We start from the raw sequence: 12,751 nt of genomic DNA, 5'->3' as shown, positions 1-12,751 counted from the left end.
GGTAACGCTCATGTGTGGTATTGTCGGAATTGTTGGTAAAACACCTGTTGCTCAGTCACTGTATGATGGCTTAACAGTGTTACAGCACCGCGGACAGGATGCTGCTGGTATCATTACGATTGACCAGAGTCGGTTCAATCTGAGAAAGGCCAACGGTCTGGTGCGGGATGTTTTCCATACCCGTCATATGAAACGCCTAACGGGCAACATGGGTATTGGCCATGTTCGCTATCCAACTGCCGGTACTTCCAGCTCAGCAGAGGCACAACCGTTTTACGTAAACTCGCCGTTTGGTATCGCGTTTGCGCATAACGGCAACCTGACTAACGCACACGAGCTGCAAGACGAAGTATTTCGTATTGCCCGCCGTCATATAAACACCTCATCCGACTCGGAACTGTTGCTGAACATCATGGCTCATGAGCTGCAGCAGTGCACAGACTTAACTGTGTCGCCGAAAGATGTGTTTAAAGTGGTAACCAATGTTCATAAGAAAATTCGCGGTGCCTATGCGGTTGTTGCGGCGATTATCGGTCAGGGCGTTGTGGCTTTCCGCGACCCCCACGGTATTCGCCCGCTTGCATTGGGTAAGCGCGTAACCGAGCTGGGCGACGAATACATGGTTGCCTCTGAAAGTGTTGCGCTGGATGCCGTTGGTTTTACCTTTATTCGCGATGTCGCGCCAGGCGAAGCTGTTTATATCACAGAAAAGGGTGAGCTTTTCACACAGCAATGTGCCGAGAATCCGGTTACTGTTCCTTGTATTTTCGAATTCGTGTATTTCGCCCGTCCTGATTCCTTTATCGACGGTATTTCAGTGTATGCGTCACGCGTGAATATGGGGCGCAAACTGGGTGAGAAAATTGCGCGGGAGTGGGCTGACCTCGATATCGACGTGGTTATTCCTATTCCCGAAACTTCCATGGATGTGGCACTGCAAATCGCCAACACCCTGGACTTGCCATATCGTCAGGGCTTCGTGAAAAACCGCTATATTGGTCGTACGTTTATTATGCCCGGTCAGGCAATGCGTAAGCAGTCTGTGCGTCGTAAACTCAACGCGATTTCTTCAGAATTCAAAGACAAAACGGTTCTGCTGGTCGACGATTCTATTGTACGTGGTACCACTTCAGGCCAGATCATTGAAATGGCCCGTGAGTCGGGTGCGAAGAAAGTGTACTTCGCTTCTGCAGCACCGGAAATTCGTTTCCCTAACGTTTATGGTATTGATATGCCATCAGCGAACGAACTGGTTGCGTATGGCCGTGAGATTGATCAGATAGCCGACCTTATTCAGGCAGATGGTTTGATTTTCCAGGATATCAGCGATCTCGTTGCTGCCGTTCGGGAAGAAAACCCGTCTATCGAAGAGTTCGAAACCTCGGTATTCGACGGTAACTACATTACCGGAGACGTTGATCAGGCTTACCTTGAACGTATCGACATGGCGCGTAGTGAAGCGTCGAAGAGCCCGGTGGTTCAGGCTGAGCTTTCAAATCTTGAAATGCACAATATGGATTCTGATAGCTGAGTTAAGTTATCCGCGCCGAACCAATAAAAAGCCGCTCATTCGAGCGGCTTTTGCGTAAGGATATGGATGAAATAATGTGATCAGTGAACGTATACCGGGCCGAAGCCCATACTCCACAGGATCACGGTGCTTGCCATTAGAATGGCGAGTAACACCAGGCCGCAAGTCACTACGGAGCTGGCATATATGAATCCTTTACCGTCCGGGATGTGCATCATGATTGGCGTTCCAGAGTAAAGGAGATAAACAGAGTATGATAATCCGACCAGGCCAACGGCCATTACAAACCACAGTTCAGGGTAAAGGCCCGCAAAACCCGTCATAAAAAGTGGCGTGGCGGTATAGGCAGCAAGATCTAACGATTCTGTATAGTTGGGTTTAGCGTCAAATGCGTTGGCGAGTTCGTGAATCATGTAAGTGAGGATCAGTACGCCCACGATCAATCCGAAATACATGCCAACCGCCAGCATTGCAGCACTGGATTCGGTAAGTTTGATTAAATCACCAGCCCCAATGCTCCAACCCAAATGCGCGCCAGAGTAGTAGGTTACTAGTGATGGAATAAGTGCGATTACGGCGATATGACTCAACGCGTAAACACTGCTTTCATGTCGTCTGTCTATGTCCTGCCATTCTTCACGGGGATGGGTGTAGATGCCGAGTAAATGATTAAGGATCATTGTTTGTCACCTTGTAATTAGGGCTGCAAGCAGCATTACGCTTATTTTCAATTATTTTCCAGTATCAATAGTTAACATGGTTAACATTATTAACATTGATTTTACATTTGAGTGTTGATCAGGTTTTGTACAACGTCAAACCTTTTTTGCTTAAAAAGTGTTCAGGTTGTCGGGGTGTTTGATTTTTAAGTAATTTTGAATAGTAGGTTTATAGAGAGGAAATAATAGTGAGGCCTGAACGTGTGCTCAGACCTTAATTTTTAGCGGCGCTTTACTTAAACAGACAGGGGAGCTGTTGAATGGCGAACGGAAAGGCTAACCCCAACCGTGCATTTTTTTCTTGAAGCCATTGGGTTTTCTTTGCGACGCAATAACATGGAAACTGCTTCTTCTGCCATTTCATCTAAAGGCATTTTTATGCTGGTCAGTTGCGGTGTCATAAATTCACACCAGGCAACATCATCAAAGCCTACCACTGACAAATCCTCAGGCACGCTTAGCCCTATCGTTGCCGCGTAGCGGATTATGTTCAAGGCGATAGTATCGTTACCTGCAATAATAGCGGTGACATTTTTCTTGTTCAGCAACGTCTTTGCTTCAATCGATAACTTATCAGTAAAGTCCGTTTCGCAAATCCATTTGATTTCAGCATCGCTGTCTTCTATCACTTTAACGGTGCCATTAATGCGAAGTTGCATGTTATCAACATGACGCGGGCCAGAAATTAATCCTATCTGTTGATGACCCAAATCCAATAGATGCGCAGCCTGTTGTACGCCACCGTCGAAATGATCTGGCGTTACCACATCGAAATCGGTTAAATCACGGTCGATAACCACCACAGGCATACCATGGGTGGCGTTGTTGATGGTGTTTTGTTGACTGCCAGGAAACCAAATCAGACCATCTGCACCGCTTTGCGCAAAGCGCTGTGTGCGCGCAATTTCCGTTTCTGCCTCAGCGTAGCTGTTCGCAAAGAACACCGAATAGTGCTGCTGGGCGCACACTTGTTCTATTTCTGTAGCAAGCTCAGAAAACAGTGGGTATCGAAAATCCGGTAAAAGCAAACCTATGCTGGCGCTGCTACCAGTTTTCATGGTGCGAGCAGCGGTATTGGGTTGATAGCCTAACTGCTTAACCACTTCCCGTACGCGCTCGGTAACTTGTTTACTAATAGCACCTTTACCATTGAGTGCATAAGACGCTGTGGCAAGGGATACCCCGGCTTCCTTAGCGACGTCTTTTAATGTTGGGGCAGAGGAGGCGGTTCTTGTTCGTTTTCCGGGCATAGATTTCAATTGTAAGTATCAGTAAAAGCTAAGTTAACATTTTGAATTTACGACAGATGAGCGCGAATAACCAGTAATAACCACTGGCAGACACAAAACGGGGCAGCGAATGCTGCCCCGTTTATCGGCTGTGACGCAAAGTCAGTGACAACTTAGAAGAACGTTGCTTTCAGTTCGATACCGAAGGTACGAGGCTGATTAGCAATGGCTGTAAAGTTGTTAAAGTCGATTGCACCGGTAACGGTTTCTACGTCGGTAATATTACGTGACCACAGCGCCACTTCATATCCGTCGTAAGTCTGGTATCCCACTCTCAGACCACCTTCCAACGCTGCTTCAGCTGTGAATTCGGTTGATTCATACAGGAAAAGATTGGTTTCGCTTTTGTAAGCCCAGTCGGTGAAGAAATACAGATCGCCGTTTTCCATTGGTATAGTGTAACGGGCAGTCAAACTACCAATCCATTCAGGTGCTTGCGGTAAGCTGTTGCCGTTGATAAGTGCAAAACCGTTGTCGTTGATAGGGTCAAGGACTGTACAACCTGAACCACATGCAGCAACACCTAAGTCGGCATCTTTGATTTCCGTGTCGTTATAGCTACCCGCAGCAGTGATGATAAAGTCTGGCGTAACCGCATATTCCAGTTCTGCCTCAATACCCTGACCGACAGATTCATCAGCATTCAGCAGACGGGTGTCGTTATCTTCACCACCAACAGCCGTTAATTGCTGGCCATCTACTTCGTAGCGGAATACTGCCACATTCAGGCGAGCATCGCCGTCTAGCAATGTAGATTTCACACCTGCTTCATAAGAAATCAGCGTCTCGGCGTCCACAGCAGTGGTGTAGGTGGGGGTACCAGCGATGGAAGGTGCACGGAAACCACGGGCAATACGGCCATACACCATAACATCGTCAGACAGGGTGTAATCGGAAGAGATATCCCAGCTGATTTCTGACTCGTCAGTTTCAGCATAGGAACTTTGCGGATCAGCTACCGATTGGCCACCGTTTGTCAATACTTCAATTGAGCTGAATTCTTTGGTGTCGTTAGTCCAGCGCACACCACCAGATACAGACCAGTCGTCTGCAATAGCGTAAGAACCGCTTACGAATACGCCGACAGTGTGGTTAGTTTGTTTCTGGTCGTTCAGTGAATTCAGCGCATTGTTGTTTTCTGTGCTGTAGCCTAAATCACCGTTAGTGGCTTTTTCATAGAAGTAGAAAAGGCCAGTTTGATAGTTGAACGGGCCGGCAAAGTTGCTTGCAAGACGCAGTTCTTCAGAGTACTGCTTAGCACCGTTGTCGCCAGCCGTTTCTACAGAGAAGAACGGGGCAGAGGCTGGATCGCAGCTTGCACAACCACCATCAACGTCGCCCAGTGAGTAGAAGCTCATGTCTTCATAAGCACTAATTGAGGTTAAGGTGTACTCGCCCAGCTCGAATGTCGCACGAATAGAACCACCATCCTGTTTCATACGGGAAGCATTGTTTCCGTCTTGGTTAACCAGGTAGCGATTCCAGCCGTCACGGAAACCTTTAGTTCCGCCTTCAATGGCATTCGCGTAGAAGATAGTAGAAGTACCGTTCAGATCGCGGTGGTGATAGTTAAACAGTACACTGATATCGTCTGTCGGTGTCCAATCAAGTTGAACACGGGCGGCATTGTCGTGGTATCCGCCTAATGCATCTTCTTCACCGGTATATTCATTCGATACGAAGTCGCTACGGTTTTGGGTAATACCTGAAACGCGGCCGGTGAGTACGCCGTCGATGAGGGTGCCGCCAACAGCACCTTGCAGGTTAGTTTGACCAAAGCGACCAAAACTCGCCGACACATAACCATCTGCATCAGCCGTTGGTTTTTTAGTATCGATTTTTACTACACCAGCTGGGGTGTTGCGGCCGAACAGCGTGCCCTGAGGACCTTTCAGTACTTCAATACGCTCGACGTCGAAAATTGGAAAGCCTTTCATGTTTGGCGAAGATTGAATGACATCGTCGTATACCAATTCAACAGGCTGTGAAGCGTTGAAGCTGAAATCGGTGTTACCGAAACCACGAATGTAGAAACGAGGAAAACTACGGCCCATTGAAGATTCCGCTACCAGGCTTGGTACGCGGGCGGTTAGAAATTTAATGTCGTCGCCAGAAATGGCGTAAGAGTTCACCTTTTCAGCGTTAACCACACTCATGGTGATTGGAATTTCCTGTGCGTTTTCAACACGTTTCTGTGCAGTTACGCTAATTACTTCCAGACTGCCTTTTTTTTCTGCAGCAGGCGTTTCCTGTGCCTGTAGACCAAAGCTCACTGCAAGCGCGAGGGCACTTACCAATGGAGCTGATTTCATTGTGCTTGATAAAGTCATTCGTGTGATACCAGTGAAAAGTTAGGTGAATCGTTTCATCTACATATAACCTTATTATTCACGTGGTTGTCAATTAAATGACATAAATCCGTAGTAAATCGAATTTTTCGTTGATATTCTTAAGTGAAACGTTTAATTAAAATTGTTAATTTGTCGTTAATTATTAGCACAAGGTAGTAACGTGAAAGATCATAATCTACAGGTATCACTGACAGAAGCGCGCAGAGCTGCGTTAATGACAGTGGATACACAATCGCCGGTTTCAGTGGTAATCGACTGTGACGCGGGTAATGAAATTGACGATCAGTTTGCCATTGCCTGGTCACTGCTTCGCCAGGACCGTCTTGATCTTCAAGCCATTTATGCTGCTCCTTATACCAATGCTTTTTTCGAAAATCAGGATGGTGAGCCGACTCGTGTAGAACATGCAGCAGAAGGCATGAAACGCAGTTATGATGAGATCTTGCGGGTGCTGTCTTTAATGGATGCCACTAATACTGTACCTGTGCTTAAAGGCTCTGAACATTATCTTAAAGACATGCAGGAGATTGAAAATTCACCAGCAGTAAATGATCTTATAAACCGAGCGCGCAACGCTGAAAAAACACTACATGTAGTCACAATAGGCGCGCCAACAAATATTGCCTGTGCCTTATTGCTGGCCCCAGATATCGCAAACAACATACATGTACTTTGGCTTGGTGGTCATAGTCAGGACTGGTACGACACGGAAGAATTTAACTTAATGCAGGATATGCCCGCCAGCCGCGTTTTACTTGATAGCGGCGTGGCGCTCACTCTATTCCCGTGTATGGGCGTAACGAACACGCTCGCGACTTCCATCCCTGAAATGCAGTTTTATTTGCTCAATACCAGCCGAATTGGCGATTATCTTGCCAACCTGGCACCCACATTTAACTGGATTACCTTTGCATCGCGAAAGGTGATGTGGGATATCGCCAACATTGGCTACTTGCTGGAACCGTCATGGTTTCGCTGCTCGCTGGAATCGTCGCCTGTGCTTAACGATAATCTTACCTGGAGCCGTGACGACAGACGTCATAACATACGCATTGTTCGATATATTGAGCGGGATAATCTCTTTAAAGATATCTTCCGTCGCATAATGGATGCAGATAAGAAATAAGCAATGACAACAATAATAACATTACTCGGCAGCGTCTTGTTGCTACTCGCAGTGGGATGGCTATGTTCAGAAAATCGCCGGGCAGTGAAGCCGCGAGTTATTTTCGGTGCGCTGGGACTGCAACTGGCCATCGTCGCCTTTATCTTGTTTGTTCCTTTTGGCAACAAGGTTTTGCTGGCGTTGTCGGGCGGGGTGAATAACATTCTGGCGTATGCCAACGAAGGTATTGCGTTTATTTTCGGCGATCTTGGCAGCAGTGAGTATGGTTTTATCTTTGCCATTAAAGTACTGCCAGTCATTGTATTTATGTCATCGCTGATGTCGTTGCTGTATTACTTCGGCATCATGCAGTGGATTGTCCGTCTGGTGGGCGGTTCGTTACAAAAACTGCTGGGCACCAGTAAAACCGAATCTATGGCGGCCACGGCCAATATCTTTGTCGGCAATACTGACGTGTTTGTATTGATGCGTCCATACGTGGGTAGCATGACGCGCTCTGAACTCTTCGCGTTGATGACCGGTGGTGTCGCGTCGATTGCCGGAGGTGTGCTGCTGGGTTACGCAGGTATGGGTATCAATATTGAATATTTGCTGGCAGCGGCGTTTATGTCTGCACCGGGTGGTTTGCTAATGGCAAAGCTATTATATCCAGAAACGGAACAAACCAGCCCGCCGGAAGATATTGAAAAGCAGCTTGCTGAATCGAAGCCTTCTACCATGATTGAAGCTGTCACTGAAGGTGCATCCAGCGGTCTGCAGCTCGCACTTGGCGTAGGCGCGATGCTGCTTGCGTTCATTGGTCTGATTGCGTTAATCAACGGCGCTTTAAGCGGCGTACTGGGTTGGTTTGGCGTTGAAGGGGTAACGTTGGAGCTGATCTTCGGTTATCTTTTTGCACCGTTTGCCTGGCTGTTAGGCGTGCAGGGCGATGAAGTGCTCACCGTTGCCAACTTGCTGGGGCAAAAGATGGTGCTGAACGAATTTGTGGCCTATGTGAGTCTGTCAGGCGTTCAAGACGCGTTAAGCGCACATTCGCAGCTAGTAACGGTCATTGCACTTGCCGGGTTCGCGAACTTGTCAGCCCCGGCCGTATTGCTTGGCGTACTGAGTCAGATGCTGCCAGACAAGAAAGACTATATTGCTAAAATGTGCCCGAAAGTCATTTTAGGGGGTTTTCTTTCAAACTTAATGAGTGCCAGTCTGGCCGGACTGTGTTATCAGCTTTCGCTGGTACTCTGAGGTTCATGAGGGCAGGGCAGTGCCGGTTATGTTCAGTGCGTAGAATTCGGCCCTGATTTTAGCTCATAAATTCTAAGTATTTTACTCACCTGTCCTTTGACATCGGCGAGTCCTACACCAATAGCGGTGACACTGCCTTTCGTGTAGGGCGGTTTAAGTTTCATTTTCTCTGCCACCGCTTTCAGCGCCTCAGATTGTTCGGCTGCCAGCAGTGTCATGTGCGGTTCGAAGTTTTGAAATACATTCGGGCTGCCATAGCGCTCGAATGCGGCTTTTTTCACGGGATAAGCATTTACCCAGCCCGGCAGTGGCGCTTTATTATCACGCATTGGTTCCAGAGCCAGAGTCACGGTGTCTGCAAGACGTTGTAAATCATGGCTTACTTCCGCATCTACAAATACCCAGTTTCCAGCGGTAACGGTAAAGCCGTTGGCAGTGAGTGGAATAGTAGTTTGGGTTGCGGTTACCGCCTCGACCTTTTCTAGTATGGATGGCATCGCTGTCTCGTCGAACTGTGTGAGGTAAAGCGTAACGTGAACTGGAAATCCTTTTTCATAAAAGGTTTTCATGCCTTCGTTGTTGAGTTCAGTACTCACGTCAGCCACGGTGTTCACGATGTTCTGTGAGGGAATTGCGAATACGTTAACTGACAAGGAAGCTGCCAGTGAATTGAAAGACAAAAGGGTGAAGGCGGCCAATGCCGCAGATTTCAGCGTGTTCAAAGAGGCGTTCCAGAAAAATAAAAACCATACGCTACACAAATTGCTTTGCCGGAACAACTATCCGATACGGGCGCCAGCAATAAACTATGAAAGATGCCCTTTGAGTATCTCAATACCCAGTCAATTCCATAAATCCATTACCGGAGTGCGAACCGGCCACCTCAATTCTACCTTCATAGTAAGGGAAACGGCCGTTGTTATGCTGTCCGGGTTTGAATGGATGCAGATTAATATCCAGTGACTTAGTGGGGATTTGCAAGCGCCAGTTTACCGGATAATCATGTTCGCCGATTGACTCGTTCCCGGTGGGCGTTAGCTGGATTGTCTCGTCTGTCAGTGTTTGTTGTTCGCCGCTTGTGGTGATGTAAGTGCCGGTAACATAGGGCTGTTGTCCGTTTACGTGCATCCGAAAGGCCATTAGTTTATCGCCGTTGTCCAAATGCAGAGAAAACCAATCCCAGCCTAGCGCATTGTTGTTTGCCAATTCACTGGTCCATTCATGATCGAACCAACCATTGCCATTAACCTGCAAAAAGTTATCGCCAATCTTGATTTTGCCGTTGGCGTGAATAAAGGGTTGGCTGTAATAGTAGGAGCGATAGGTTTCATCTGCGGTTTTAATACTGTATCCGTTATCACCTTGCTTTATTACCGGACCATCGGCAGATAATTGTAATGACACTGTGACCGCATCGTTGATGGTAAAATTCAGCGTGGAAGGCGTTAGCGACGTCGATTCACTTTGCCAACGCCAGTTATCTATTTGTGCCGAAAACGTTTGTGTATCGGTTGAAGGAGCTGTCACAAACACGTTGCCCACGCCGCCTGAACCAAAACGTTCTTCAAAGAAATGTTCGGTTGGGGAATGTAACGAGGCGTGACCCATCCACAATTGATTATCAGACCAATTACTCACATATTGCTGGTCGCCAGAAAAACGAAATAAGGTGAATTGCAAACCGTAAGGACGGTGCTGTGCATCTTCCAACACAAAAGTGAGATACCACCATTCGATGTCGAACGCAGGGTGACTTTTGTGGTCATTAGGCAGGATCACCGGTTTGTCACGACTCACCAAAGTAACGACAGGCTTTTCTGCATCAGCGGCAAATAGGCTGGTGCTGGGTTGTGGGTCAGTGCAGCTTATTAGCAGTACACTCAACAAGAGCGCTAAAACAATCATGCTCACGTTTTTCATAAGCGCTCTTCCTGCCTCAGATCGATTTTGCTGTTTAATCTCCCCAGCGGTAACAGTAGGACTACCAGCACCACCGCCAAACTCACTGCCACACTTTTCAGCAGCACAATCCAGTTGAGTGACAAGGGATAAACCCAATAAAACGCGAAGCGATTCACATACTCAATAAAAATCCAAGCTAATAAAATGCCAAATGGCACGGCAATAGCCGCTGTGGCCGCGCATAACAACATGTATTGGGCAGTCAGCGCGGTTTTTACGCTGCGTTGACTGATCCCCAGTGTGCGAAGCATGGCAAGTTGAGGTTTTAAATCCATGGTGAGCAGGGTTACGGATACCGCAAAAGCCAGTCCAGCAACCAACAAAGTGGCAATGTTTAAGGCATCAGTCACCACGAATGTGCGGTCGAAGGTTTCCATAGACACGGCAATTAACGAGGCTGAAGATATCAGGTTCGCATCGTCTGGCAACGTTTCTTGCAGTGATGATAATTCCTGCGCGGCTAAACTAGACGACGTGGCAAGCGCCGGGTAAATCGCCGCCACATTTCTGCGCGCCACTGGCATGCCAATCAAGCTTTCACTCACTATGATTTGCATCTCTGGGTTACCATAGTCGGGATAAATGCCAGCAACGCGGAATGACTGTTTCCCGCCGAGGAGTTGTTGCTCCAGCCCCAGCGTGAAAATCGGTCCAGTTTCTAAACGGTCTCCGGGCTTCACTCCTAAACGAAAGGCCAACTGCTGGTTCACATACACGGCTTCACCGGCATAGAAATCCGCTGGCGTACTCGGTGTTTCCTGTTCCAGGGGCAGATTAATCTGGTTGGAAAACGGCGACGGATAAGTCCGCAATGTTACTTTGGCGTTATTCATTTCGGCTGCATCACTCATACCGGCGTCGCTTACTGAGGTGACACCTTGATAAACAGGGAGTAGCCGAAGGCTGTCCGGCAAGGATGTTTCGCTGATAGGCTGCATGGAATATAAGTAAGCCGGTGCAGTAAGCCGCTGTTCTAGCCAATCCAGGGTGGCCTGACGAAAGCTATCCGTCATCACGTTCATACCAATGTTGGCGCTGAGCGCAATGAAAAAGGCACATACCGCCAACCGACTTTTTCCCGATAGCATTTGGGCGCTGGCAACCACATAGCTGGCAAGTGGGCGAGTAGGCGGAACCAGCCTTCTTACCATGCCTAGAAGCGGTGCCAACCACAGGATTAAAAGTGCGCTGGCGCACAGTAACACCGCAGCAACGCTTAAAAGTGCTGTGGCAGTCGATGACGCGAATACTAATGTCAGGGCGATGATCAGCAACAGAACAAGAGAGCAAAGCAGTCGTTTAAATGGTGGAAGCGGCGCTGTCTGCACTCTGTTGCGACTGAGGGCCCCCGCGAGCTGCTTTGCTGGCGCAATAAAGAACATGGCTAATGCTGCTAGCGAAACAACAAAAGCCCCTGCGATTAACTGCGTCAGCACCGGCGACGGCGCAACAAAAGCGGATTCGAACAACCCGCTAAAAGTCGCCTGGAGTACGGGTGTTAGCGAAAGCGTTAATGCCGCGCCGGCAAACACGCCAACGGGGCTCGCTATGAGGCAGTAGAAAGTCAGCTCGGTAAACAGTGCTGCCAGCAACATCCGACTGCCCACGCCAGCTTGTCGCAAACGAATAAACGCAGGGAGTCGGGCACGGTACATCAGCATGAGGGCGTTAAGAATGATAAATATCGACACTACCGCCATCAACGCGCCCATAGCCCACAAGTTAAGCTGAAAACTGTCTGCTAAGGTGCCCTTGCTGGTGAATGCTGGCGGAATAGTCAGTGCAAGGTTCTCTGGTAACGCCTGCTGCAGTCGTGTCTGCTCCTTATTCGAGAGTGTTCTTGCGACGACCAAGGCCGTTAATGGGAAGTTTTCTGGCGTGCGGCCTTCGGTGTAAAAGGCATCAATGGGCAGTACCAGGCGTTCATCAGGTAAGCCTGTTACTACTTGCGGCGTGCTAAAAAAGAGATTGCCAAATCCTGTCAGTGAAGTGTTGCAATTAAAGTAGCGTGCGGTTTGCTCAGATACCACAGCCCTTACGGTTGTACCTTTTATAGATGCATTTGGGTTTGATGCTAACGTTGCATCAGCGGGGTTGGCGATGGGTTTGTTAGCCGTTTGCCGATTAAGCATACCCGACATACCACCAAATGCGCCCGCGTTACTCAAGGCCGCCGTGATATCCACGCCAGTTATCGTGATAGGTAGAGAACGGGATTCGTTGGCCGGGCAGCTAATCTGTGCTTCCATTTCTATTATGGCAACAAGATAGGTAAAGCCCGCCGTGCGAAGGGCAATATAGTCGGCTTTACTGATGGGAGTCTCAGTACTTTTGGCGGTCACGCTGCCGCCTGCGAACCAGCCTGGTTGCGACGATGCCAGTTCGCCCTCGCTGGCCCCTTGATTGATGAGCGTAACCGACGAAAGGCCCGCGGTGGCTATAACAATGGCGACAATAATTAACAGCGGTTCCCAGAAGCGTCTGCGGTCCATTGCGAGCAGAACACGACACACCAACAGCAAGCGATTTAACAT

At 48.4% G+C, this 12,751-nt stretch carries 9 protein-coding genes; 3 read left to right on the top strand and 6 right to left on the bottom strand.

The window, feature by feature from the left end; all coding sequences use genetic code 11:
* Positions 1-10 precede the first annotated feature (10 nt).
* Positions 11-1,531, top strand: a complete 1,521-nt coding sequence (purF, locus tag ACXAFQ_RS19140; RefSeq protein ID WP_474824985.1) for an amidophosphoribosyltransferase — start codon at positions 11-13, stop codon at positions 1,529-1,531.
* A gap of 80 nt (positions 1,532-1,611) precedes the next feature.
* Here purF and ACXAFQ_RS19135 read toward each other — a convergent pair whose 3' ends face one another.
* The 3 genes from ACXAFQ_RS19135 to ACXAFQ_RS19125 form a co-directional block, all read right to left on the bottom strand.
* Positions 1,612-2,211, bottom strand: coding sequence for a Yip1 family protein (locus ACXAFQ_RS19135; protein WP_474824984.1), 600 nt, complete (start codon positions 2,209-2,211; stop codon positions 1,612-1,614).
* Between the two features lie 275 nt (positions 2,212-2,486).
* A complete protein-coding gene (locus tag ACXAFQ_RS19130; protein ID WP_474824983.1) occupies positions 2,487-3,500 on the bottom strand; it encodes a LacI family DNA-binding transcriptional regulator in 1,014 nt (337 codons plus the stop codon).
* 152 nt (positions 3,501-3,652) lie between these two features.
* The gene (locus ACXAFQ_RS19125; RefSeq protein WP_474824982.1) at positions 3,653-5,869 is read right to left on the bottom strand and encodes a TonB-dependent receptor; all 2,217 of its coding nucleotides are present in this window, start codon (positions 5,867-5,869) and stop codon (positions 3,653-3,655) included.
* A gap of 181 nt (positions 5,870-6,050) precedes the next feature.
* Between ACXAFQ_RS19125 and ACXAFQ_RS19120 the strand changes: the two genes are divergently transcribed.
* Together ACXAFQ_RS19120 and ACXAFQ_RS19115 are read left to right on the top strand one after the other, a co-directional pair.
* Positions 6,051-7,016: a nucleoside hydrolase gene (locus ACXAFQ_RS19120; RefSeq protein WP_474824981.1), complete on the top strand. Its 966-nt coding sequence runs from the start codon at positions 6,051-6,053 to the stop codon at positions 7,014-7,016.
* Between the two features lie 3 nt (positions 7,017-7,019).
* Positions 7,020-8,255 carry a NupC/NupG family nucleoside CNT transporter gene (locus ACXAFQ_RS19115; RefSeq protein WP_474824980.1) on the top strand — a complete coding sequence of 412 codons (1,236 nt, stop codon included), beginning with the start codon at positions 7,020-7,022 and terminating at the stop codon, positions 8,253-8,255.
* Between the two features lie 32 nt (positions 8,256-8,287).
* On the opposite strand, the gene ACXAFQ_RS19110 is transcribed toward ACXAFQ_RS19115, so the two are convergent.
* The 3 genes from ACXAFQ_RS19110 to ACXAFQ_RS19100 form a co-directional block, all read right to left on the bottom strand.
* Positions 8,288-8,977 carry a 2'-5' RNA ligase family protein gene (locus ACXAFQ_RS19110; protein ID WP_474824978.1) on the bottom strand — a complete coding sequence of 230 codons (690 nt, stop codon included), beginning with the start codon at positions 8,975-8,977 and terminating at the stop codon, positions 8,288-8,290.
* Positions 8,978-9,086: 109 nt separating this feature from the next.
* Positions 9,087-10,175 carry a lipocalin-like domain-containing protein gene (locus tag ACXAFQ_RS19105; protein WP_474824976.1) on the bottom strand — a complete coding sequence of 363 codons (1,089 nt, stop codon included), beginning with the start codon at positions 10,173-10,175 and terminating at the stop codon, positions 9,087-9,089.
* On the bottom strand, positions 10,172-12,751 hold the full coding sequence (locus ACXAFQ_RS19100; protein ID WP_474824975.1) for an ABC transporter permease: 2,580 nt from the start codon (positions 12,749-12,751) through the stop codon (positions 10,172-10,174). The genes ACXAFQ_RS19105 and ACXAFQ_RS19100 overlap by 4 nt, the downstream gene beginning before the upstream one ends.

It is taken from the genome of Alteromonas sp. ABH2_165, from assembly GCF_056159945.1.
Note: the sequence above shows the minus strand (reverse complement) of the source record. Positions and strands in the feature narration are given on the sequence as shown.

Coding starts and splice junctions, on each gene's coding strand:
- purF (WP_474824985.1), top strand. CDS start 11: ATGTGTGGTATTGTCGGAATTGTTGGTAAAACACCTGTTGCTCAGTCA.
- ACXAFQ_RS19135 (WP_474824984.1), bottom strand. CDS start 2,211: ATGATCCTTAATCATTTACTCGGCATCTACACCCATCCCCGTGAAGAA.
- ACXAFQ_RS19130 (WP_474824983.1), bottom strand. CDS start 3,500: ATGCCCGGAAAACGAACAAGAACCGCCTCCTCTGCCCCAACATTAAAA.
- ACXAFQ_RS19125 (WP_474824982.1), bottom strand. CDS start 5,869: ATGACTTTATCAAGCACAATGAAATCAGCTCCATTGGTAAGTGCCCTC.
- ACXAFQ_RS19115 (WP_474824980.1), top strand. CDS start 7,020: ATGACAACAATAATAACATTACTCGGCAGCGTCTTGTTGCTACTCGCA.
- ACXAFQ_RS19105 (WP_474824976.1), bottom strand. CDS start 10,175: ATGAAAAACGTGAGCATGATTGTTTTAGCGCTCTTGTTGAGTGTACTG.
- ACXAFQ_RS19100 (WP_474824975.1), bottom strand. CDS start 12,751: ATGTTAAATCGCTTGCTGTTGGTGTGTCGTGTTCTGCTCGCAATGGAC.